This window comes from Agrobacterium sp. 22-214-1 (assembly GCF_053522465.1).
The window spans coordinates 15,594-39,123 of the sequence record NZ_JBNWCK010000005.1 but is presented as its reverse complement, the minus strand read 5'-3'; the positions used below and the strand labels follow the sequence as shown (position 1 = coordinate 39,123).

At 59.5% G+C, this 23,530-nt stretch carries 20 protein-coding genes and 1 riboswitch; of the genes, 9 read left to right on the top strand and 11 right to left on the bottom strand.

Annotated elements, in window-relative coordinates; genetic code table 11:
• The first annotated feature begins 111 nt into the window (after positions 1 to 111).
• Both ACQZ5G_RS17990 and ACQZ5G_RS17985 read left to right on the top strand, forming a co-directional pair.
• On the top strand, positions 112 to 1,452 hold the full coding sequence (locus tag ACQZ5G_RS17990) for a nucleotide sugar dehydrogenase (protein WP_448737919.1): 1,341 nt from the start codon (positions 112 to 114) through the stop codon (positions 1,450 to 1,452).
• Between the two features lie 4 nt (positions 1,453 to 1,456).
• Positions 1,457 to 1,939, top strand: coding sequence for a class I SAM-dependent methyltransferase (locus ACQZ5G_RS17985; RefSeq protein WP_448737918.1), 483 nt, complete (start codon positions 1,457 to 1,459; stop codon positions 1,937 to 1,939).
• 34 nt (positions 1,940 to 1,973) lie between these two features.
• Here ACQZ5G_RS17985 and ACQZ5G_RS17980 read toward each other — a convergent pair whose 3' ends face one another.
• The 4 genes from ACQZ5G_RS17980 to ACQZ5G_RS17965 form a co-directional block, all read right to left on the bottom strand.
• Positions 1,974 to 3,668, bottom strand: a complete 1,695-nt coding sequence (locus ACQZ5G_RS17980) for an adenylate/guanylate cyclase domain-containing protein (protein WP_080815745.1) — start codon at positions 3,666 to 3,668, stop codon at positions 1,974 to 1,976.
• Between the two features lie 209 nt (positions 3,669 to 3,877).
• Positions 3,878 to 4,738, bottom strand: a complete 861-nt coding sequence (locus ACQZ5G_RS17975) for an MBL fold metallo-hydrolase (RefSeq protein ID WP_051671927.1) — start codon at positions 4,736 to 4,738, stop codon at positions 3,878 to 3,880.
• A 190-nt stretch (positions 4,739 to 4,928) separates the two neighbouring features.
• Positions 4,929 to 5,384, bottom strand: coding sequence for a cyclic nucleotide-binding domain-containing protein (locus tag ACQZ5G_RS17970; RefSeq protein WP_003521299.1), 456 nt, complete (start codon positions 5,382 to 5,384; stop codon positions 4,929 to 4,931).
• Positions 5,385 to 5,427: 43 nt separating this feature from the next.
• Positions 5,428 to 8,145 carry an ABC transporter transmembrane domain-containing protein gene (locus ACQZ5G_RS17965; RefSeq protein ID WP_448737917.1) on the bottom strand — a complete coding sequence of 906 codons (2,718 nt, stop codon included), beginning with the start codon at positions 8,143 to 8,145 and terminating at the stop codon, positions 5,428 to 5,430.
• Between the two features lie 344 nt (positions 8,146 to 8,489).
• Here ACQZ5G_RS17965 and ACQZ5G_RS17960 point away from each other — a divergent pair, with 344 nt between their 5' ends.
• On the top strand, positions 8,490 to 10,295 hold the full coding sequence (locus ACQZ5G_RS17960; RefSeq protein ID WP_448738074.1) for a serine aminopeptidase domain-containing protein: 1,806 nt from the start codon (positions 8,490 to 8,492) through the stop codon (positions 10,293 to 10,295).
• Positions 10,296 to 10,315: 20 nt separating this feature from the next.
• On the opposite strand, the gene ACQZ5G_RS17955 is transcribed toward ACQZ5G_RS17960, so the two are convergent.
• Genes ACQZ5G_RS17955 through ACQZ5G_RS17935 form a run of 5 tightly spaced genes read right to left on the bottom strand, consistent with a single transcriptional unit; the run spans position 10,316 to position 16,104 of the window.
• Entirely contained in the window at positions 10,316 to 12,772 is a 2,457-nt protein-coding gene (locus ACQZ5G_RS17955) for a glycosyl hydrolase 2 galactose-binding domain-containing protein (protein ID WP_448737916.1), read from the bottom strand.
• The gene (locus ACQZ5G_RS17950; protein WP_448737915.1) at positions 12,769 to 13,752 is read right to left on the bottom strand and encodes a DUF1839 family protein; all 984 of its coding nucleotides are present in this window, start codon (positions 13,750 to 13,752) and stop codon (positions 12,769 to 12,771) included. The genes ACQZ5G_RS17955 and ACQZ5G_RS17950 overlap by 4 nt, the downstream gene beginning before the upstream one ends.
• Before the next feature lie 6 nt (positions 13,753 to 13,758).
• On the bottom strand, positions 13,759 to 14,667 hold the full coding sequence (locus ACQZ5G_RS17945; protein WP_003521305.1) for an amino acid--[acyl-carrier-protein] ligase: 909 nt from the start codon (positions 14,665 to 14,667) through the stop codon (positions 13,759 to 13,761).
• Between the two features lie 4 nt (positions 14,668 to 14,671).
• The gene (locus ACQZ5G_RS17940; RefSeq protein WP_059759982.1) at positions 14,672 to 15,853 is read right to left on the bottom strand and encodes an acyl-CoA dehydrogenase family protein; all 1,182 of its coding nucleotides are present in this window, start codon (positions 15,851 to 15,853) and stop codon (positions 14,672 to 14,674) included.
• A complete protein-coding gene (locus ACQZ5G_RS17935; RefSeq protein ID WP_003504852.1) occupies positions 15,853 to 16,104 on the bottom strand; it encodes an acyl carrier protein in 252 nt (83 codons plus the stop codon). The genes ACQZ5G_RS17940 and ACQZ5G_RS17935 overlap by 1 nt, the downstream gene beginning before the upstream one ends.
• Before the next feature lie 182 nt (positions 16,105 to 16,286).
• Positions 16,287 to 16,398: riboswitch (TPP riboswitch) on the top strand.
• 95 nt (positions 16,399 to 16,493) lie between these two features.
• Between ACQZ5G_RS17935 and thiC the strand changes: the two genes are divergently transcribed.
• The 6 genes from thiC (at position 16,494) to ACQZ5G_RS17905 (ending at position 21,760) form a co-directional block, all read left to right on the top strand.
• Positions 16,494 to 18,317 carry a phosphomethylpyrimidine synthase ThiC gene (thiC, locus tag ACQZ5G_RS17930; RefSeq protein ID WP_448737914.1) on the top strand — a complete coding sequence of 608 codons (1,824 nt, stop codon included), beginning with the start codon at positions 16,494 to 16,496 and terminating at the stop codon, positions 18,315 to 18,317.
• Position 18,318: 1 nt separating this feature from the next.
• Positions 18,319 to 19,323 (top strand): glycine oxidase ThiO, encoded by a 1,005-nt coding sequence (gene thiO / locus ACQZ5G_RS17925; RefSeq protein ID WP_448737913.1) that lies wholly within the window; start codon positions 18,319 to 18,321, stop codon positions 19,321 to 19,323.
• Positions 19,292 to 19,489: a sulfur carrier protein ThiS gene (thiS, locus tag ACQZ5G_RS17920; RefSeq protein WP_003521310.1), complete on the top strand. Its 198-nt coding sequence runs from the start codon at positions 19,292 to 19,294 to the stop codon at positions 19,487 to 19,489. Before thiO ends, thiS begins: the two co-directional genes overlap by 32 nt.
• 4 nt (positions 19,490 to 19,493) lie before the next feature.
• A complete protein-coding gene (locus ACQZ5G_RS17915; RefSeq protein ID WP_448737912.1) occupies positions 19,494 to 20,267 on the top strand; it encodes a thiazole synthase in 774 nt (257 codons plus the stop codon).
• 89 nt (positions 20,268 to 20,356) lie between these two features.
• Complete coding sequence (locus ACQZ5G_RS17910) at positions 20,357 to 21,361, top strand: P1 family peptidase (RefSeq protein ID WP_448737911.1); 1,005 nt, start codon at positions 20,357 to 20,359, stop codon at positions 21,359 to 21,361.
• A 3-nt stretch (positions 21,362 to 21,364) separates the two neighbouring features.
• Complete coding sequence (locus ACQZ5G_RS17905; RefSeq protein ID WP_425646777.1) at positions 21,365 to 21,760, top strand: winged helix-turn-helix domain-containing protein; 396 nt, start codon at positions 21,365 to 21,367, stop codon at positions 21,758 to 21,760.
• Here the strand turns inward: ACQZ5G_RS17905 and modC are convergent.
• The gene (gene modC / locus ACQZ5G_RS17900) at positions 21,729 to 22,805 is read right to left on the bottom strand and encodes a molybdenum ABC transporter ATP-binding protein (RefSeq protein WP_448737910.1); all 1,077 of its coding nucleotides are present in this window, start codon (positions 22,803 to 22,805) and stop codon (positions 21,729 to 21,731) included. The two genes, ACQZ5G_RS17905 and modC, sit on opposite strands and share 32 nt — an antisense overlap.
• Positions 22,802 to 23,509: a molybdate ABC transporter permease subunit gene (gene modB / locus ACQZ5G_RS17895; RefSeq protein ID WP_020813461.1), complete on the bottom strand. Its 708-nt coding sequence runs from the start codon at positions 23,507 to 23,509 to the stop codon at positions 22,802 to 22,804. Before modB ends, modC begins: the two co-directional genes overlap by 4 nt.
• Positions 23,510 to 23,530: the final 21 nt, after the last annotated feature.

Here is a 23,530-nt window from a genome sequence, read left to right as displayed (position 1 = left end):
TGCCGGTGGCTTGGGCGTCAACCGGAATTTGAAAGGCCCGAGCCTTGACAGGTCAGTCATTCTTGCCCAACTGAAAGGCATCTTTTGCACATGCGCGGAGCGTGACACGCTTTGACTTCCCCAGACATTTCCCGGAACCTGCTTTCCAGCATTGAAAACAGAAGCGCCAAAGCGGGGGTGATCGGCCTCGGCTATGTCGGTCTGCCGCTTGCCATGACGATCGCGAGGGGCGGTTTCAAGGTTGTCGGTTTCGATATCGATCCCGGTAAAATTACCGCGATCGAGACCGGGCGCAGCTATATCGAGGCCGTTTCCGACGAGGTGCTGGCGAGTACGCGACAGGATGACGGCTTTGTCGCCACCTCGGATTTCTCCAGGCTGGCCGAATGCGATGTCGTTGCCATCTGCGTGCCCACGCCGCTTACGAAATATCGCGAGCCGGACCTTTCTTATGTCGAAAAGACCTGTCGCGATATTGCCGCCCATCTGCGCAAGGGCCAGCTCGTGGTTCTGGAATCGACCACCTATCCCGGCACGACTGACGGGGTGGTGAAGACCATTCTGGAAAGCACGGGGCTCGTCTCCGGCGTCGATTTCTTCATCGGCTTTTCACCCGAACGGGAAGATCCCGGCAATCGCGATTTCGAGACCTCGACCATTCCGAAGGTTGTCGCTGGCGATGGCGAGGCGGCCGGAAAGCTGATGGCGGCATTTTACGGTTCGGTGGTCAAAAAGATCGTCCCCGTCTCGACAAATGCCACGGCCGAGGCGGTCAAAATCACCGAAAACGTCTTCCGCGCCGTCAATATCGCGCTCGTCAACGAACTCAAGGTCGTCTACGAGGCGATGGGGATCGACATCTGGGAAGTGATCGACGCGGCGAAGACCAAGCCGTTCGGTTTCATGCCGTTTTATCCCGGTCCGGGCCTTGGCGGCCATTGCATACCGATCGATCCTTTTTACCTCACCTGGAAGTCGCGGGAATATGAATTGCCGACGCGGTTCATCGAACTGGCCGGCGAGATCAATACCGGCATGCCGCGTCACGTCATCGGGCGGGTCGCGGAGGCGCTCGATATTCATTCCGGCAAGGCGCTCAGCCGCTCGAAGGTGCTGGTCGTCGGCCTCGCCTATAAAAAGAATGTGCCGGATATTCGCGAAAGCCCCTCGCTGAAGCTCATCGAGCTTATTCAGGAGCGTGGCGGCGAAGCGGCCTATTTCGATCCCCACGTGGCCGAAATCCCGAAAACCCGGGAATATAGCCACCTGATGGGCATGAAATCCGTGCCGTGGGACAGGCAGGCGATCGGCGCTTTCGACGCCGTTCTCGTTGCGACCGATCATGACAATGTGGATTATGCCGCTCTAAGCGAATGGGCGCCGCTTATCATCGACACGCGCAATGTTTTCGCGCGTCGGGATATAGCCGCAAAACACATCATCAAGGCCTGATAACATGAGCAGACTCGATAGTTTCATTCGCCGGCTGACCGCGCAGCGCGATATCCTCAACCATGTCGCGGCCGATCTCGATATGCCGGGTGAAGGCGCGCTTATGGAAATCGGCCTTGGCAACGGGCGCACCTTCAATCACCTGCGGGAACTGTTCCCCAACCGCCGCATCATCGCTTTCGACAGGGCCATGGGTGCGCACGCCTCCTCCGTTCCGGCGCAGGAGGATCTGGTGATCGGTGAAATATCGCAAACCGCTCCGACTTTCATCGGCTCGGAAGCAGCATTCGTGCATGCCGATATCGGCACGGGCTATCCGGAAAAGGATGCGGTCACCCTCACATGGTTGCCCGATCTTGCGGCGGGCATGCTGGCGAAAGGCGGTCTTGCGGTCAGCGGCCTGCCTCTGGATCATCCCATGTTGAAGCCGCTGCCGGTGCCGGCAAGCGTGCCGACGGACCGTTATTTTCTCTATCGCAAGATTTGAGATCGGACGCCCCGACAGGTGTGACGGGGCTATCTCATAAATAGCGTTCGCTCTCTTCTTTCGAGAGCAGGAAGACCTTCATTTGCGAGTTGCGGCCGCGAATGGCGATTTCTTCGCTTCTGAGATCGGCAATCTCCTGTCCCGCCTGAATGATGGCCGGTTCGGAAACAACGATGGCTGCGCCGAATTCTTTGGCCTTGGATTCGAGCCTGCTTGCCACGTTGACGGTATCGCCGATGGCCGTCAGGGTTTTGGCCGCGCCATATCCCATGACGCCGACGATGCTCGGACCGGAATGTATGCCGACGACGACTTCCAGGCGGACGGCGAATTGTTTCTCCAGCCCCTCGTTCAGAATTGCTATATCCCGCAATATGGTCGCGGCCGCCTTCATGGCGTTGCGGCAGGCATGCTCCGCGTCCTCGCCAAGTCCGAAAAGCGCCATGGCGCCATCGCCGATGAATTTGTCGAGATGGCCTCCCGCCTGCTCTACGGCCTGGCCGACGATGGTGAAATAGCGGTTCAGAAGGAAGACGACATCATAGGGCAGCTTCGCTTCGGAAAGCGTGGTGAAGTTGCGCAGATCGCAAAAGAGGATGGCGATTTCTTCTTCCCGGCCGGGGCGGGCCGGTTGTGCATCGGCCGGCAGGTCGCTTTGCTGGGGCGGCGAAACGAGAAGGGCGATATCAATATCGCTGGTGGGGCGTAGCTGACAGCCGAGCCGGACATCCGAATCGGCATGGATGCGCCGCAATGTGGTTTGCTCGATGTCTCCCGGTGGCGGTAGCGGGCCTTTGCTGTTCAGAACCTTGACGCGACAGGTTGAGCAGCGCCCTTTGCCGCCGCAGACGGAGTAATGCGGAATTCCCGCAAGGCGGCTGGCTTCCAGAATGCTGAGCCCGGCAGGTACATGTGCCTGCGCGCCATGTTCATAGCGGATTTCGATCGCCGTCAATCGTTGCCGAAAGCTGCGTACGCCACGCATGGCGAAAACCAGCATTACCGCGCCGACGAACAACGTCTCCGCCGTGCCGGTGATGAAACGGATCTGTGTTTCCATTTCCCGCTGCAGTGGCAGCTCGTCCTTTTGAATCGTATTGTCGGCAAGTCCGGGTGGAAGCGCATATTTTTCATCGATTTCCGCCAGCCAGCGGCCGGCATCGCTGAAGCCCAGCAGCGCCAGGAGCGGCAGCATCACGGCCACCGTCATGAACAGCCCGGCTATCCGCGGATACCAGTCCCGGTAACGCAGCCAGAAATAGAGGCCAATGCATCCGTGGACCCAGATCACGATCAAGGCGAGGCTTTGCCAGGCGCCCTGTATCGGGTTGTTGATCCACAGCCTGCGGATGACGGAATAATAGCCGACATCGATGCCATAAAGCATATGCGACACGCGGATATTGACGGCGTGGCCGATGATCAGGAACGGGATCGACAGGCCGAATATGACCTGAAGCGCTTCGCGGAGCGGCATGCGCAGCGTTCTGCGCAGATAAAGCGAGCGCAGAACAAGACAGACATGCACTAGAACCGAACCATAAAAAAGCAGGCTGCTGACGGGGTTGAGCCAGATCAGGCTGAACCATTTTCGCGCCCGTTCGGCGGTATCGATGGAGATGAGTGCGAGGGAGTGATTGAAAAGATGGGAAAATACGAAAGCAAATATGATGAGGCCGGATAAAATCCGGGCGCGTCTCAAATTGGTTTCCGAAAAGAAACGGATCATGCAAATCCCATCATGTGGTCATCCAGCGCAGAATCATCATGTAGTATGTGGTGGCACCCTTATTGCAGGCCGTCTCATGGCAATATCGTGGAGCAATCCATCGGAAACGGTCAATTGTGCGTGTTCGAACGCCCGCATGGCAAGGGATGTCGAAATCAGGGTTTCGAAAACGCGGTCGGACAGCTCGACTTCGCCGGAGCCAGACTGCGTCAGAGTTCGATGATCTGGCCGTCCATGGCCGCGAAGGCCCCACTGAACTGGGCTTTCGCCTGTTTTTCGATATTGTCCAGTTCTTCGTCGCTGCGGCTTGGGGCGTGGTGGATGAAGCCGACATTTTTTGCGCCGGCGCGTTTGGCGAGGCGGATCGCCTGTTGCCAGGATGAATGGCCATAGCCGCGGTAAAGGCTCATTTCCTCATCGGTGAACATAGCGTCATAGAGGAAAAGGTCGACATCCCTGATCAGGTCGAGCACGGTTTCGTCCATATCGCCCGGCTCATGTTCGGTGTCGGTGATGATGGCGAGGGACTTTCCTTCCCAGTCCAGCCGATATCCGATGGCGTTGCCGGGATGGTTGAGCATTCCGGTTCTGATCGAAAGTCCGGGATGTACATCGAGCGCATCGCCCGGCATGAAGTCCCGCGTGTCGATTTTTGCGCAGCAGATTTCCAGCGGCACGGGGAACCACGGCGGGCTCATGAAGTCCTTGAGCATTTCCCGGGTGGTCATGGTGCCTGCGAGGTGCCCCGACCAGATGGCGACATCGTTGGAGCTATTATAAAAGGGCTTGAAATAGGGGAAGCCGACAATGTGGTCGTAATGACAATGCGAGAAGAACAGATTGACGTCGGTAATGCCTTCCGCCCGCAGAGCAAGGCCAGCGGGATGCAAGCCCGAACCCGCATCGAACAAAAGAACGTGATCGCCGCATCTTACCTCGATGCAGATGGTATTTCCGCCGTATTTTCGGAAGTTTTCACCTGAAACAGGAAGCGTTCCCCGCGCACCCCAGATCTTTACCCGAAAATTTCTATTACTTTCCCGACTTGCTGTGTCGGAATCGAACGCCATGACACACCCCAATAACAACGGAATCTTGCACGCTTTCCTCCCATGAAGCCCGTTGTCTCTATAGATTCTTATATCCGCTCGTTTCTGGCGGACGCCTTTACCCCTTATTCAGTCAGCATTTCATTTATATTGCAATAGTACGACATTTATTTTTCCAATATCGCCATTCACGGTAGCAAGGAATTGTCGTTTATGTCCGGGCACCCGCCCGCGCTTTGCTCAGTTCCGCCGTCGTCTGGGTAAGGCGTTCGGCCAGAACGCGCATGACCTTGATGGTGATGTCGGGGAAATCGGACATGAGCTTGAAGAACTGTTCCTTGCCGATGCGCAGGGCTTCCACATTGGTGGAGGCGCGAACGGTCGCGGTTCTGACGCTATCGCAAAGGATTGCGATTTCGCCGACAATGGCATTGCCGGTCATTTCGGCCACTTTCAGCGTGCCTGAAGGGGAATCGACCAGAACATCGACTTTTCCGGTCAAGACGACATAGGCCGCATCGCCGACATCTCCCTGATGAAACAGCACGTCGCCAGCATGATAGGACACCCGGTCGGATGCGAATGCCAGTAGTTTGAGCTTTGACGGTTCCATTTCCGAAAAAAACGGCACCCTTTTCAGCATCTGAATTTCGTCTTTAAACAGCATTGACTTACCCTGTTCTTGTTCCACCTCGGTCACCTTCTTGGATTTATGTTGCGACCATGTCCTTGAATGTACCGTTTTCCTCGGCGAGAGTCTCGTAACTTCCGTCGGCGGTGATCAGGCCCTGATGAACAACGATCACCCGCTCGAACATGCGGGAGAGCGTCGCATTCGACAGGACCCATATGATCGACGGGTTATTGTTGTTCTGTTTCAGGAGTGTGATGACCCGCTCGACAATTTCCTCCTGCTGTCGGGGATCGAGGCCGGGAAGAGGGCGGTTGAAGACGTAATAATCGGATTTGCGGATCAGCGCCCGCGCGAGATTGAGCTTCTGGCGCTGGAGCGGGCCAAGCCGCTTGCCGCCGGCGCCGAGGTTGAAGTCCAGGCCCACCGCCAGCACGCGTTCATAGACACCCTGCTTGCGCATGACATCGGCGACGATGCGGGTTATGCGCCGCGAGGCGTCGGTGTAGCGATGGCTGACCTTGCCGAACAGGATGTTGTCCAGCAGGCTGGTGGCGCTCATATATTTGGTCGGATCGTAGATTTCGATCACGTTTTTCAGGCCGTCGGGCAGGTTCTCATGGAACATGTGCCGGACTTCGACGATCCGGTTCATGATCTCCGGCGACAGCAGGCCGAAACGCTGGCGAGGCTCGATGTAGAAGAAGCTGAGCCGCAGCATTGCGCGCTTTTCGCTTTCATTGGCCTCGTCGAAACTCCGGCTCTGAAGACGTTGCAGCATCTGCTGATACACCGGAATGTCGTCGGGCGTCATGAAGGTGAGCTGCTGGAAGAAGGGGTGGTCTCCCGGCAGGTCGGCGAAGATTTCCACGATGTTTTCGGCAATCGTGTAACCCATCTCGAACAGGGTTTTTACGAGGCCGGTTTCGCGCATCAGGGAGCGGAAATAGTCGCTTTCGATGACGGTTCGGATCGTCTGGGAAGAATCCCGCATGGTGCCGAACAGCAGGTTTTCGCCGACCGTCGCCTCGCTGTTATAGCTCTCCAGTTCAAAAGGTGCGATGAGGCCGCTCAGATTTTCCTTTTCGAGCTCCGCACGCAGCACATGCCGCAGTTCAACGATGCGCGCGGCAAGATGCAGGTCGGTCAAAGGGTCGATCGAGGAACGCAGCGCAAACTCCAGAATATCCTGCGACAGCTCCACGCTGTCGAGGACGGCCAGAATGGCCTGGATGAGATTTTCCGGCCTGCCGTCGCCGGCCGGGCTTGAAGCGTAATCGATCCATTCGCTGTTGATATCGATCAGCGGATTGCCCGCCATCTTGGCTTCGCGGATTTCCCACTTGCGATGTTCCAGCGCCGCCCCCTCATAGTCCCTGTCCGCAAGCGGGGCGTGTTTGAGGCCGTAAAGCAGATTGTCCTTCAGGCTGGCGTGGAAGAAATAGCTGTCCGAGGATACATAGGAAATGCGCCGCCCGGTCAGCGATTCCGGCAGTTCCAATATGTCGACGTCGTTGATGCTGATCTTGCCCGAGGTTGGCCAGAGCGTGCGGCCGATCGCATCCGCCAGCGCCTCGGCGCCCGAGCCGCCGACGATGGCGATCACCTCGCCCGGCTCGACCTTCAGCGATGCCTGCTCCAGAAGCCGGCTGCCGCTATCGTCCTCCAGCGTCAGATTGGCGACGACGATCGGGGCGCTGATCGCCGCGACGGCGCCGGGAGACAGTTTCTGCACCTTCTCGTCGATCATGTTGGGAGCATCGAACTGCTCGAAGACCTGCTCGTATTTCACCTGCACGTCCTGACGCGCCTGATCCCAGTCGATCAGTTCCTTCAGCGGTCCGGGCAGTTCCTTATAGGCATTGATGACGGCGACCAGCTGCCCGACATCGAGGCTGCCTTTCAGTGTGAGATAACCGCCGAGCGCATAAAAGAAGAAGGGAGTGAGCTGTGCGAGGAAGTTATTGATGAACTTGACCAGAAACTTCCACTGGTAGAGATCGTAGCGGATCTTGAAGATGTCGCCGAGACGGTGTGAGGCATCCGCACGCTCGTAATTGGACGTGTCATAGGCATGGATGGTGCCGATACCGTCAACCATTTCGCCGATGCGTCCGGCAAGCTGGCGGGCGCTGAGTTGCCGCTGGCGGCCAAGCTCGATGAGGCGGCGGCGCATTTTGGGAATGATGCCCACCTGAATGGCAGCCATGAAAGCCGCGATCAGGCCCAGCCAGAAATTCTGAACGAGAATGAAGAAGAGCGCGGAGAGCGCCTGACCGCCGAGAAGGGCCGGCTGCACGAAGGCGTCGCCGGTAAATCCGCCGAGCGGCTCCACCTCGTCCTTCACCATGCTGGAGATTTCCGCGCCTTTGACCCGCTTGAAATGGGACGGTGGGAACCGCAGGATCTTGTCGATGAGCTCGAAGCGGATGCGCCGCAGAAGCCGCTCGCCAAGGCGGCCCTTATAGGTATTGATGTAATATTTGAAGAGCCCGTTGATGATGACAAGCGCAAGGAACGTCAGGCTGAGCGCCATCAGCATCGACATGCGGTTGAGCTCGAGCCCGGGGAATAATGTCACGGTGCCCCAGTAGGGAATATCGACCGTGAGATGCATGAAAAGCTGCGTCGCATTCGCCCCTTCGAAACCATCCCCCTGAATTGGGCCGTTGACGATCTGCTTGGGCAGATCGAAGGCGAGGAAATAGGGGATCATCGACAGGGCCACGATCAGCAGAATGAAAAGCTGCTGCCGCCTCGTGTGCGACCAGATATAACGCGTAAGGCTTTGTTCCATATAAAACTTCTATGACCTGTCGGGCGTGGCCCGGCGTGTTGGTTTGCGCGGTGTCTAGACGATCCGGTGGCCGGGTGGCGCAACCTCCTCCTGCAAATAGGTATGGGACTCGCTATTTATCAGTATATTCAAGCGGTTTCGAGTAAAATAGCGGCCCAGCCTGGACTTGCCCGTCATCCCGTCATTCATTTTTGCAACGTGCGGCCGGTAATGGATATAAATGCGACTATATTTTTAGACTTCTCTAATGTTGTTGTTTTTATTGTAGATCAGGCGGTAAGACGTTTCGATACAATGATCCCGTAATGGTTGAGCCAGACACTGGCGCAATGATGGCAAGGCCGATGGCGATAGATATTTCAGAGCGTACAGGCGGCGATCCGTCTCTTGATGCATTGTCGCTTTCCGGCATTGCCTCGAATGGGGCGGTTGCGCATCCGGTCTCTTTTGATGGGCTCACCGGGATTTTCCATCCGGCGCGCAAGGACGTCAGACAGCGCCATGCCGTTCTTTTCGTCAGCCCATGGGGTATGGAGGAGCTGTGCAGCCGCAAGTTTCAACGGGTACTGGCCGAGCGGCTGGCCGCTTGCGGTGTCGCCAGCCTGCGATTCGATTATCTGGGCGCGGGTGACGCCTTCGACCCTGATGATGCTGGCCGTGCAGCGGACTGGATTTCCGACGCGCGCGCTGCGCTCAACCGTCTGAAGCGTCTTTCCGGCTGCGCCGAAGTGGTCGTTGTCGCTCAGGGCCTCGGCTGCCTGATTGCTGCACAGGCGTTTGCCGATGTGGCTGAACTGGGTTCCATGGCGCTTCTGGCGCCTGTCGTTTCCGGCCGCGCCTATCTGCGTGAGCTGGCGATGTGGTCCTCCATGATCGACGATGGCCTCGGTCTCCGGCCCGCGCAACGGATGACGGAGGCGGGATCGATTGCCGGCATGGCCATGCCTGCCGGTGTTGCGGATGCGATCAGGAAGGCCAATCTTTCAAATCTGACCGCTGCTCCGGCGCGCACCATTCTGGCGCTTTCCCGGCCGGGCCGCGTAACCGATGCCGATTTCGCCAGGCATCTCGTTGCGATTGGCGGTGCGGTGGAGGAGGCGGAGTTTTCAGGTTACGACGATCTCGTCTCCAGCCCTACGCTTTCGAAAATATCCGACGATGTAGTCAACCGGCTGGTTGATTGGGTTCTCTCCCAGACCCATGCCGAGAGTCCGGCGATCCCCCAGGAGGATTTCATAGTCAATGCCCCGCAGCGTGGGCGCGGTTTTCTCGAGCAGCCGGTACAATTTGGAGAAGGCGGACGGCTTTTCGGTATTTTTTGCGGGCCTGACGACCGGGAGGTGATTTCTTCGGTTCTTCTGCTCGGCGCCGCCTATGACCGGCATGCGGGCTGGGGCAGGCTTTCCGTGCAGATGGCCCGTACATTGGCGCGCGAGGGGGGAGCATCGCTTCGCTTCGATGCGGCCAATATTGCCGACAGCCCTCCGGTCAAAAACGTGCCCGAGCAGGTTCTTTACGATGCCGCGCAGAATGACGACGTGGCTGCCGCACTCGATTTTCTCGGCAAGCGCGGCAAGGGACCTTTCATTGCGGCGGGCCGGTGCAGCGGCGCTTATCTCGCCTTCAACGGTGCAATCGCCGATGAGCGGATCGACGCCGTGGTCGCGGTCAATCCGGTCGTCTTCCATTGGCGCAAAGGCCGCTCGGTGGATGAGGCCCTGCATAAACGCCCGCGTTCCTTCGGGGAATACAGCCAGCGCTTTCGACAGGGCGCGACATTCAAGCGTCTCATCAGCGGCGATGTCGATGTGGCAAGTGCGGGGCTGAACATCGTCAAGGCGACGATCAAGAGGCTTTCGACAAAAACGGCGAGGCTGTTCCGCAGGGGCAGCGAGGAAGGGCGTGCCGTCTATGGTGCGTTCGACAAATTGAAGGCGAATGATACCGCCGTTCATCTGCTCTACAGCGACAACGACGATGGTCTGGAACATTTCCAATATTACTTCGACGCCAATGGCAAAGGACTGGCCGCCTATAAGAACGTGTCGCTGACCATTATTCCCGATGCCGATCACAATCTCTCAACGCCGGAAGCCAGACAAATCTATATCGACGCGGTGAAGCGGCTGGCTCTCGCGCATTTGCGGTAAAAATGCCTGGCCGTCATGCCCTAGAAGGAAAATCGCCGGCTGGAACCCAGTGACACGACCTCTCCGGAAGGAGGAGCTTCCGTCGCCGGGGTCTCCGGCAGGAGGCTGATTTTTCTGGTTTCGCCGGGGCCGAGATGGAACCAGTTTTCCGAGGCGTAATAACCATGCACCTCGACATGGACGGACTGCGCCAGCCGGTCCGTGCCGATTTCAAGAGACCAGTTGCCGTTCGTTTCACCGATCGCGACCTGAAGGTTTGCGGCGTGCAGCGCCTTTTTACGGCCCAGAGGGAAATGGAATGCGTCCGCGATGACGTGTCCTGTCGCAACGTCGCGAAGCCGGGCGACCGTTACATCATGGGACGGAGGGCCGAAACGATAGGCATAGGTCGTATCGAAAAAGGCGCCGAACAAATCTGTTGCGGCAATGGTCTGGCTCTGTCGCGGCGAAAGCGTGAGCGGTCGTTTGGCGTGGACGACGGGTTGCACACCTTCGCGCAGGCAGGTCAGCTCCAGCATGGCTTCGAGGCCGCCGCCGGTCTCGTTGGCGAGGTGTATATCCAGCCCGTTCGTGCCCTCATCGGAAAAAGTAACCTGGATGGGGCGGAACGCCCTTTTCAACGCGTGCCAGACGGATTTGGGCCGGCCAGTCGCATCGATGACACCCCAGCCTGCGCCGGGAACGAGATCCTGCAGGGTCCAGACCAGAGCGCCCTGACAGGAGGAGCCGCTGCGCCGCCATTCGGCGAAAGTCGCCTCCATGACCTCGGCCGTGGCGGCCCGGGACATGTCGAGATAAAGGCTGCCGTCTTCGCGACGCAGAACATCCGGTTCGACGTCGTAGAGCAGGTTCAGATAATGGTCGCGAACATCCTCGAAGTCCCAGGATGCCCCGCGATCGCGCGGTGCGCGTGCCTTCCATCGCGGATCGTGCACGGCCACGCCAGGTAGATATCTGTCCAGCGTCTCCTGTTCGGGAATATTGGCGAAGGCGAGGCACTCGGCGGCGAAGCGCAGATCGGCGCGGCGCGCATCTTCCAGCGGGCGGCAATAGGCGCCCACGCCGTAATAATGGCCGACCCCGACGTTGGGAAAAAAGGGCAATGCGCCGCCGGAGGGGGAATTGGCGACATAGGCTGCGTCCGGGCGTTTCTCGGCAAGGAGTTCCGGCAGAACCTCCTCGGTGAGCGTTCCCTTCCATATCTGTTCCGGCAGACCGAGCATCGCGCCCTGCTGGTACATTTCACTGCCGCCGCAGAAGACGGTGAGCGATGGAGAAAGCGCGGTGGCTTCGAGGAACTGCGAAATTTCCGTGACGATATGCTGGCGCAGGCTCTCGTCCTTTGCCGGGTAATCGAAATTGGCGAGCATGGCGTCCTGCCAGACCATGATGCCGAGTTCGTCGCAAAGTGTGAAAAATTCCGGCGTCTCATAAGCCATGGTGCCGCCGATGCGGATCATGTTCATGCCGACTTCCGCGGCTTTTCTAAGCCATGGCTCGTAGTCCGTCCCTGTTCCCGGCAGGCGCACAATATCGGCCGTTGTCCAGACCGCGCCGCGGCAGAAGACCGGCTGACCGTTCACCTTGAGGCCGAAACCATTACCGTCTTCGCCATGATCGATCTCGATCCGCCGGAAGCCGGTACGCCCCAGCCTATGTTGTTCGCCGTCCAGTTCCAAAAGTGTGTCGTGCAGCGCAGGCCTGCCATGGGTGTGCGGCCACCATGGTTCGACTTCGGGTATGTGGAGCTCGCCGGAAAACTTGCCGTTCTCATCCCTGGAAAGATCGGCGCTATAACCCGCGCAGCCAAGCCGTGCCGATTTTATGGGCCGTTCGGTTTCCAGCGCAATGGCGACCGTTCCCGTTCCTGCCTCGCCCAGCGAAGATTGGAGCGTGCAAAGCACCGCTTCCTGTCTGATCAGACTGATGGGCCGCCATGGACCGGCGGCGTGGATTTCCGGGCACCAGCCGGGCATGTAACCGAGTGCGGTGGTGCGGATCAGTCGCAAACCCTGGGTATTCATCATCTGCGGCCGCCAGCGGGCGCGGGGACCGGTTTTTTCAAGCCTCGGCGCAAGCGCCCGGAAGCAGATGCAAAGCTCGTCCGCGCCCGTGAGTTCAACCGGCACTTCCAGCCTTTCGAACATGCTCTGGCTCGCGGCGATCAGCTCGCCGTTGAAGAAGATTTCGCCAATGGTGGAGAGACCGTCGAAGCGAAGTATGGCGCGTTCGCGCGTATCGGAAATCATCGTCAGCCGATACCAGGCATCCCTGTCATTGAGAGGCGCCGGGGCAAGGCGGTCGAATTTTCCAGCCGCTTCCAGAGCCTGCGCCACGGTGCCGGGAACGGAGACGTGAAGGCTTTCAAGCGATGCGGGAATATCGGACGGTGTCTCACAGGCATCGGCGGGCGTCAGCGTCAGCGTCCAGCCTTCGCTCAGCAATTCCTCGCTTTCGCCGGGAAGATAGGTCCTCACGCGGCCTCGCTGGCATCAGTGAGTTTAGTCGCAAGCGCTTCCATCACGCCATCCCATGCATCCGCTGCTGGATCGAGCACGGTGGCCAGTGCATCAAATTTGCGGCGGGTGACGGCGCGGGCGAGCTGGAACTGCACGGTCTTGGCAACCTCGGAAATCTTGAGCGCGTGGTTTCTTGCTTCAGAAAAACCGTCCGCGTCCAGCCATTCGAAGTGGCTTGCCGCCAGTTCGAAATTGGCGCCGAGCTGGCGCAGCGTGTTGAAGGCATATTTGTGGAAAAAGCCGAAGGGTCGGTCGGCGACCTTTTCCACCTGCGCCGGAAAAACGCCGGCAAAAGCACGGACCGGGTTGGCGGAGGGCCGTCTGGAAAAATGAAACTTCAGGAGCCGTTCGGCCGTCTTGCGAATATGTGCGGGCGAGGGGCTGCTGTCCGCAAATTTTGCAAATTCGGTATAGGGCAGGAAAGGCGGGTCGGTCTCGGCCAGATGATGCTGGAACAGACCGTCGAAGTCCTCGCCGGACAGATGGAAGAAGCCGGCATTGTGGAAATAGTCGAGTTCGCGCTTCGCTAGGTCGAGCCGGTTGATGGCGATGGTGGTCTTGCCATGTTCCTTCCGGTAGCCCACCCCATGGGTATCCGGCATATAGAAGCTGTCCATCTCGATCAGGCAGATGCGGCCGCGTGCGAGCTGCGCCTCGATGTGGTTTTCCACGCTGTCGAAGATCGCAAGTTCGGTGGCGCGAACGCCATAAAGCGCCTCAAGGTCTTCCAGCGGCACCTTGAAGAAGGTGAACTGGTCGCCTTCGAAATCCTGCGTGAGCGTGAAACCGAACATGGCTTCCGGCGGCAGTCCTTTCGAGGCCAGCACCTCGATCCACAAATCGATGTAGCAATTGGTCTCCGGCCACATTCTCTCGGAGGAATGGAGCGGATGCTGCACATAGTTTTTGGGATCGAGACCGGGAAAAATCTGCCGCATGAATGATCAGCCCCAGAGCGTTTCCACGACCTTCGCAGGCCATTTCTTCACGTCGAGACCGTGATGTGCAAACAGCGCCAGCGCGATGCGCTCAAGGCCGAAACCGACGCAGGCGGTATGGGCGACATCGCCATTGGCGAGGTTGAGGCCCCATTTCTGGCCGAAGGCATCCTGATGATAATTAAAGCTCATGCAGGCCGTCGGGCTGGTCGTGGATGTGACCGGGATCAAGAGTTCGAATTTCAGGTTCTGGTCGCGCTGGTTGTTGGCGAGCATCTTGCCGGCGCGGCCGAAGAAGGGATCGTTGGCGACATCGATGGTGACATCGAGCCCGACCGCCTTCATCATCTCCACGCCGCGATCCATCCAGGTCTGGCGGAATTCGGTGACGTCGGATTCGGTGCCCATGCAAACATATTCGCGCATGCGGAAAAGCTGCTGGCGGGCCGGGTCCTTGGAGGGTTCATGACGGAAGCAATAGGACTGGATGTCATAGAGACCGCCGCCGGCAGGTAGCGCGCCGCGCTTGGCGATCGTCGGATAAAGCGGGTAGCAGGCCGCAGGCGTCAGCACGATGTCGGTGGCTTTCTGGTCCTTGGTCCAGTCGCCGCCCTCATCCATGGTTTTCAGCAGGCTGACATGGTCGAGCTCACAGCCGCAGAAGGAATGGACCGTGCCGGCGAGCTGTGGGAAGCTCTTCATATAACCGCTCTTTTCGAAATAGGCGCGGTTGATGCCGGGCGGAAAGCGGATCGCTTCGGCGCCGTCACTGCCACCCGTGCGGTCGATCAGCCGCTCGAAGGCGGCAATGACATCCTCGAACTGGCCGCTGCGGCCATAAAGACCGTCCACACCGGTTTCAATCAGCAGGCCTTCTTCGAACAGTCGATCGAGAAACGATGTTTGCATGTCCATGGTCTTATCCCAAGAGGCTGGTGTCCTGCTTGTGAACCAGCAGGAGATTGGCGGAATTGCCGAGAATGCGGTCGTTGGAAATCATCAGACGGGCGGAGTGCGCGTCGCGCAGGTGCCGGCCGAGGCTGTAGGGCGTGCCGTTCTTGTAGCCCATGATGCCGCAGACCAGCATGGCATGATCGATGATCTCGAGAATGGTTTCCGAAGAGCAGATCTTCACATTGTTCATGGCGACGGCAAAGGCCATGGACATCAGTTTTTCGGGGTCGCTCTTGGTGTCCTCGTAAGCCTTGATGCCGGCGATGATGTTGGATTTCACGACCTGCAGCTTGGTGGAAACCTCCGCAAGGCGGATCGCGCCGGGAGGGGCGGTGCCGGGCGATTTGCGCGCCGCTGCTCTGACGAAAGACTGGGCGCGCAGCACGGCATCCGAGGCGATGCCGTACCAGACGGCGCTCCACAGGAGATGCGAGCTTGCAAGCATGGATTGTGCGGCGATTTCCGCAAAGGGTTTAGGGAATATCTGCGCCGCGGGCGCTTCGCCGCGGAACAGGAAACCATCCGAACAGGTGCCGCGCATGCCGAGCGTATCCCACACATGGGTCTTTTCGAGCGTGTACTGGTTTTTCAGGAAGACTGTCATCACCTGATCGGCGGGCGCGGCATCCTTGTGGGCGCGCGAGGTGATGAGGATCGCATCGGCATTGCTGCCATAGGAAATGACGGTGGCGTCTTTTTCCAGCCGGCAGAAATCGCCTTCGACCTCGATTGCACAGATGGAATTGCGCAGATTGCCGCCAATGCCGCCTTCGGTGGTGGCGGAGCCGAGCAGAAGCTGTTCGCTGGCGATGCGGCTCATGAAGCCGGCATGCCATGCGCTCGTCTCGCCGTGTTCCACCAGGCTGGATGCCTTGATATGGTGCATGGCGAAAATCATCGCGGTTGCCGAACAGGCCTGACCGAGCCGGGCGCAGATATCGGCGATTTCTTGTAAGGAAGCGCTTTCGCCGCCCAGCGAAGAGGGGACCTGGATGCCGAGCAGACGTTCCTGTCGCAAGGCGTCGACGGCTTCCTGCGGGAAGCGGCCGGTGACATCCACCTCATCCGCGTGTTTGGCGGCGATTGCCGCGACACGGCCCGCGCGCGCGGACAGCGTTTCATCCTGCGGCGCTACGGTGACGTTCATCAGGCTGCCTCTTTACCATCCAGAATGAGCTTAACGGTGTCTTCAATGGCCTTGATGCTCGCAAAAGACTTGCGGTTCAGCAGATTGTCGGGGAATTCGATATCGAATGCTTCTTCGATGCCGAGCATCAATTGCACGGATGCAAAGGAAGAAAGGCCCGCCGCATAAAGATCGGCTTCATCTGCAATCGTATCGACAGGGGTTGGAAGCTGGCCGAATTTGGCCAGTATTTCACGAATAGTCGCGTTCATTCCGACGTATCTCCCATGAATTTCACATCAGGATGGTTTGTGCTTATCGTTATGTTGCAAACGATAATATTCGCCTAAACCGTTAGGTTAATTACAACTAACGGCAGCATGCGCCATTCCCGCACCTTTGCCAAGCATGGATCGTCGGCCTTGACAAATGCCGGTCGGTGTTTTTTGCTGTGGTCATTCACCAGGGGTGTCCCGTCAAGGGGCTGAGATTCTGCTTTCATGCGCAGTGACCCGTTGAACCTGATCCAGTTCATACTGGCGTAGGGACGGTGCAAAGACCGAAGGTCGGGCGGGCGTATGACGTCGCGTTTCGGCAATTCGGTATTTTCCATCATTCCGGCTCGAACTGGGTCTCCACTGTTAAACTTTGGAGCCTCAAGATGAATATCGCTGCCAAGACTATCCCGCTGTCGGTTACCACCGGGCCGCATGCCGCCTCCACGAAAATCCATAAACCGGGAATTTTGCATCCCCATATCCGCGTGCCGATGCGCGAGATTGCGGTTCATCCGACGGCGGGTGAACCGCCGGTGACGGTTTACGATTCCTCCGGTCCCTATACTGATCCTTCGCATCCCGTTCTGATTGAAAAGGGTCTGCCGCGTCTGCGTCATGACTGGATCGTGGCGCGCGGCGATGTCGAGGCCTATGACGGCCGGCACGTCAAGCCGGAGGATAACGGCTTTGCCACCGGCGAACGCCTGACGCCTGAATTTTCCGTGCGCCACCAGCCGCTCAGAGCCACGGCCGGTAAAGCCATGACCCAGCTTGCCTATGCGCGGGCAGGTATCATCACGCCGGAAATGGAATTCATCGCCATCCGCGAAAATCTCGGGCGCGAGGCGGCCAAGGAAAAGCTGGCGCGTGACGGCGAGAGTTTCGGGGCGCATATCCCTGACTACGTCACGGCGGAATTCGTGCGTCAGGAAGTGGCGGCCGGCCGCGCCATCATCCCTGCCAACATCAATCATTCGGAACTTGAGCCGATGATCATCGGCCGCAATTTTCTCGTCAAGATCAACGCCAATATCGGCAATTCCGCCGTTACCTCCTCCATGGCGGAAGAGGTGGAGAAGATGGTCTGGGCGATCCGCTGGGGTGCGGATACCGTCATGGACCTGTCTACCGGCCGCAACATCCACAATATCCGCGAATGGATCATCCGCAATTCGCCGGTGCCGATCGGTACGGTGCCGCTTTATCAGGCGCTTGAAAAGGTCAACGGCATTGCCGAAGACCTGAACTGGGAAGTGTTCCGCGATACGCTGATCGAACAGGCGGAGCAGGGTGTGGATTATTTCACCATCCATGCCGGCGTGCGGCTGCATTACATCCCGCTCACCGTCAACCGCGTCACCGGCATCGTTTCGCGCGGTGGGTCGATCATGGCCAAGTGGTGTCTGCATCACCACAGGGAAAGCTTCCTCTATGAGCATTTCGACGAGATTTGCGACATTTGCCGCGCTTACGACGTCTCCTTCTCGCTGGGCGATGGCTTGCGTCCCGGCTCGATTGCCGACGCCAATGACGCCGCACAATTCGCGGAGCTGGAGACGCTCGGTGAGCTGACGCAGATCGCCTGGGCGAAGGATTGCCAGGTGATGATCGAAGGCCCCGGCCATGTGCCGATGCACAAGATCAAGGAAAATATGGACAAGCAGCTGAAGACCTGCGGTGAGGCGCCTTTCTATACGCTTGGGCCGCTCACCACCGATATTGCGCCGGGTTACGACCACATCACCTCCGGCATCGGTGCGGCGATGATCGGCTGGTTCGGCACCGCGATGCTCTGCTACGTCACGCCGAAGGAACATCTCGGCCTGCCGGATCGCAACGACGTGAAGGTCGGCGTCATCACCTACAAGATCGCTGCCCACGCCGCCGATCTCGCCAAGGGCCATCCGGCGGCACAGGTGCGGGACGATGCGCTGTCGCGCGCGCGGTTCGAGTTCCGCTGGGAGGACCAGTTCAACCTGTCGCTGGACCCGGATACGGCGCGCTCCTTCCATGACGAGACCTTGCCGAAGGAAGCGCACAAGGTCGCGCATTTCTGCTCCATGTGCGGACCGAAATTCTGCTCGATGCGGATTTCCCACGATATCCGCGCCGAGGCGCAGAAGGAGGGGCTGGAGGCCATGGCCGCACGCTTCAAGGAGGGCGGTGAGCTTTACATGCCGCTCGCGACCCCTGCGGATGCCGAATAGCATGCGCGTTCTGGTCAAGGGAACGGGGGTCGCCGGTTTGACGGCGGCCTTCGAGCTGGCGCGGACCGGTGTTACCGTCGAGGTTTGCGAGCGCAATGCCGAACCCTCTCGCGGCGCATCCTGGTATGCGGGCGGCATGCTGGCGCCCTGGTGCGAGCGTGAAAACGCTGAAGAGCCGGTTCTGACGCTTGGTCGGGCGGCGCTCGACTGGTGGGATGAAGCGACACCCGGCCTTGTCGTCCGTAACGGCACGCTGGTCGTTGCGCCGGCCCGCGACAAGGCGGAGCTTTCGCGTTTCGCATCGCGGACCGCCGGCTATCGCTGGGTGGATGAGGGCGAAATCGCCGCGCTGGAGCCAGATCTTGCCGGGCGGTTTCGTTCCGGGCTTTATTTTCCGGATGAGGGGCATCTCGATCCGCGTCTTGCACTGAAATCGCTGCATGAACGGCTCTGCACCATGGGTGTGCAGTTCCATATGGGTATCCCGTTGGATGAAGAGCCGTTCGACCGGGTGGTGGATTGCACTGGTTCTGCGGCAATCGGCGGGATTTCCGATCTTCGCGGTGTGCGGGGAGAGATGCTCTATCTCGCCACGCGGGAGGTTTCCCTGTCTCGTCCCGTCCGGCTGCTGCATCCGCGCATTCCGCTTTACATCGTGCCGCGCGAGCCTGGCCGTTTCATGGTGGGCGCGACGATGATCGAGACCGAGGATACCGGCGACATTTCTGTCCGTTCGATGATGGAATTCCTGAATGCTGCCTATGCGGTGCATCCGGCTTTCGCGGAAGCGGAAATCATCGAGACAGGCACCGGCGTGCGCCCCGCCTATCCCGACAATCTGCCGAAGGTCACGCAGGATGGCCGGACAATTTTCATCAACGGCGCGCACCGGCACGGCTTTCTGCTGTCACCGGCGATGGCGCGGCAGGCGTCTGAAATCGTCTGCCAAACTCTCTCTCGAAAGGAACGGGATCATGAAACTTCTGGTGAATGGCGACGAGCTTGATCTCGCCGCCGAGACGCTGGCCGGCCTGCTCGCTAGCCTCGAATACGAGGGTGAGTGGCTGGCGACGGCGGTAAACGGTGACCTAGTGCATTCGGAAGAGCGCGCCGATTATAAGCTGAAGGCTTTCGACCGTATCGAAATCCTCTCGCCGATGCAGGGAGGCTGAAACCATGCTGACGCTTTATGGCCGCGAGGTCTCGTCCCGTCTCCTGCTCGGCACGGCGCGCTATCCGTCCCCTGTCGTGCTTGCCGATGCCGTGCGGGCGAGCAAAACGGATATTCTGACGATTTCACTGCGCCGGGAAACGGCGGGTGGCAAGAAGGGCGGTCAGTTTTTCGAGCTTATCCGCGAGCTGGATCGCCAGATTCTGCCCAATACCGCCGGTTGCCACACGGTCAAGGAGGCGGTGCTGACGGCAAAGATGGCCCGCGATGTGTTCCGCACTAACTGGATCAAGCTGGAGGTCATCGGTCATCACGACACGCTGCAGCCCGATGTCTTCGCTCTTGTCGAGGCGGCGAAAATCCTCTGCGACGATGGTTTCGAGGTCTTTCCCTATACGACGGACGATCTGGTCGTCGCCGAGAAGCTGCTGGAGGCAGGCTGCAAAGTGCTGATGCCCTGGTGCGCGCCAATCGGCAGCGCCATGGGACCGCTCAACCTGACGGCGCTGAAATCCATGCGGGCGCGTTTCCCGGATGTGCCGCTGATCGTCGATGCCGGTATCGGCCGTCCGTCGCATGCGGTCACGGTTATGGAACTCGGTTACGATGCCGTTCTGCTCAACACGGCGGTGGCGCGTGCGGGAGACCCGGTCGGCATGGCGGAGGCTTTCGCCCGCGCCATAGACGCCGGCCATCAGGCATATCTCTCCGGGCCGCTGGAGCCGAGGGACATGGCCGTTCCCTCGACGCCCGTGATCGGAACGGCTGTTTTTTCCTGATCGCGGCTTGTCGTCGACATCAGGCACCTCACGTTTTGCGTTGACAGTGCCTGATGGTGGCGGGATACCGGGAGAAAAAGGGAAACGGCATGGCGGCACTCACCAATCTTCTGACGGATATCGGCGGCGTTTCGGTCGGCAATGTCACCGATCTTGCCCTCGGCTCCGGTGTCACGGCGATTGTTTTCGAAAAGCCCGCCATCGCTTCCGGTTCTGTTTTGGGTGGTGCGCCGGGCGGGCGCGATACCGGCCTGCTCGACCCGACGATGACGGTGGAAACGGTGGATGCCTTCGTGCTGTCAGGCGGTTCTGCCTTCGGGCTGGATGCGGCGGGCGGCGTTCAGGCCGGGCTGCGCGAAATCGGACGCGGCCTGCAGGTGGGCTCCACCCGCGTTCCCATCGTGCCGCAGGCGATCCTGATGGATCTGCTGAATGGCGGTGACAAGGATTGGGGGCTGCATTCACCCTATCGCGAGATGGGATATGCGGCCTTCAAGGCGGCGCGTGCGGAGCCCTTTGAGCTCGGAACGGCCGGAGCTGGAACGGGTGGGACGACCGCCACCTTCAAGGGCGGGCTCGGTTCGGCAAGCGCCGTCAGCTCAGGCGGTTATAAGGTGGCGGCCATCGTTGCCGTCAATGCGCTCGGCTCGGCAACCGTTGGAACGAGCCGCCATTTCTGGTCCGCGCCGTTTGAAGTGCAGGGTGAATACGGCGATTGCGGTTTTCCCGATCGTTTCGAGCCGGATCATACCGCGCTGCGCCTCAAGGGCGTCAATCTCACGGCAACGACCATCGGTGCGGTGGTGACGGATGCCGTGCTGACCAAGGCGCAGGCGCATCGCCTTTCCATCATGGCGCATGACGGGCTGGCGCGCGCCGTTCTGCCCGCCCATCTGCCAAGCGACGGCGACACCATGTTCGCGGCCTCGACCGGTGAAAAGCCGCTTGAGGGCGGCGTTCATTTTGCCGAGCTTTGCCATCTGGCGACCATCGTGATGGCGCGCGCGGTCGCGCGTGGCGTCTATGAGGCGACGGCCTTACCGGTGGATGGAGCGCAAAAGGCCTATCGCGATGTTCATGGACGGAGCCTTTGAACGATGAGTGAGGCCCTTTCTCCATTGAAGCCTGTTCTTCGTATCGATTTTCCGCCCGGGGAACGTCTCGGCCATGGCAAGATCGAATTGATGGAGCTGATTGTCGAGACTGGCTCCATCTCTGCCGCCGGGCGGGCGATGGACATGTCCTATCGCCGCGCATGGCTGCTGGTGGATGCGCTGAACCATATGTTCAGGCAACCGGTTATCGAATCGCAGCGTGGCGGCAAACAGGGCGGCGGTGCGGCGCTGACCGCTTTCGGCACTGAAGTGCTGGAGCGTTATCGCGGCATGGAAAAGCGGATGAACGAGGCCTTGCGCGCGGATATCGACTGGCTGGAGGCCAACCGCAATCCCGACGCGGCTCTCAATAGGGATCGAGAGCCGCCGACTTTATGATCGCGTGCACCGGTTTTCCCGGCTCCAGTTGCAGCCTCTCGCGTGACAGGTCGGTGATGCGCGACTGGATGATGTCGCCGCCGCAATCCACCTGAACCGTGACCATGCCGTCTTCGCTGGCAGAAACAGTCGCGACATGGCCGGCGAGAATGTTGAGCGCGCTCAAGCCTTCGGGCTTTACGGTTGCCAGCATCACATCGCGCGCCGGTATGAGCACCCGCGCCGGGCTGCCAGCCACTCCCTTTTTTGCCGGAACATGGAGCAGCATGGTCTTTAGCCTTACGGCGGCAAGTCCATGCCGCTCATCAAAGCTTTCAATGTGCCCGGTAAGAATGCTGCCCGCTTCGCGTCGTTCGAGATGCGCGCTGAAATCCGGTCTGGAAAGCACGTCGGCCGCTTTTCCCTGCGCTTCCACCTTGCCGTCCTTCATCACCACGATGCGGTCGGCGAGGCGGGCGACCTCCTGAATAGAATGGCTGACATAGACGATCGGTATTTTCGTCTCGTCGCGCAGCCGCTCGAGATAGGGAATGATCTCGGCTTTTCGCTCCTCGTCGAGCGAGGCGAGCGGCTCGTCCATCAACAACAGGCGAGGCGATGACAGAAGCGCGCGGCCTATCGCGACACGCTGTTTCTCGCCGCCGGAAAGCTTGTCCGGCCGGCGCTGCAGGAGATGGCCGATGCCGAGCATGTCGACGATGCGGTCTTCATTCGCGCTCCCGGTTTTGTTCACGACGAACCAGCGGCCGTAATGCAGGTTCTGCGCCACGCTGAGATGCGGGAAGAGCCGCGCTTCCTGAAAAACATAACCGAAGCGGCGTTTATGAGCCGGCAGGAACAGCCGTGTTCCGCTATCGGCCAGCACTTCTCCATCGAGCAAAACCTGTCCCTCATCCGGCCGCAGCAGGCCCGCTATGATGCGGATCATCGAGGTTTTGCCGGAGCCGGAGCGTCCGAACAGCGCGGTGACGCCGCCTTCGGAGGTGAATGACGCATCGAGTTCGAAAGAACCCAGGCGATGGCGGGTGGCGACCGAAAGCGTCATTCCATGCTTACCCGTTTGCCGACGATGCGGGCCAGAAACTCCGAGACGAGCAAAGCGAGCATGGAAATCACGACGGAGACAATGGTTAGCCGCAAGGCGCCGGCATCGCCGCCCGGAACCTGGGTGAAGGTATAGATGGCGGCGGACAAAGTCTGGGTCTCGCCAGGAATATTGGAGACGAAGGTGATAGTCGCGCCGAATTCGCCCATGGCCTTGGCAAAAGCCAGGATCATGCCGGCGATGATGCCGGGCAGCGTCAAGGGCAGGGTGACGGTGAGGAACACCCAGAACGGGCTTGCGCCCAAGGTTCCCGCGGCTTCTTCCAGCTTGCGGTCCACCGCTTCTATGGAGAGACGGATGGAACGCACCATCAGCGGAAAGGCCATGACGGCGCAGGCGAGCGCCGCCCCGGTCCAGCGGAAGGAAAAGACGATGCCGAACCAGCTATCGAGAAATTGCCCGATCGCGCCCCTGCGGCCGAACAGGACGAGCAGCAGAAAGCCGGTGACGACAGGCGGCAGGATGAGCGGCAGGTGGACGATGCCGTTGAGGAGAGACTTGCCCCAGAAGCGGCCGCGCGCCAGCGCCACGGCGACCAGAATGCCGAAAGGCAGGCTGGCAAGCATGGCGATGGACGACACCCACAGGCTGAGCCTGATCGCCGTCCATTCTTCAGGGCTGAGTGTCCACCAATGCAATGCCATATCCTGCAATCGTCATCTCTC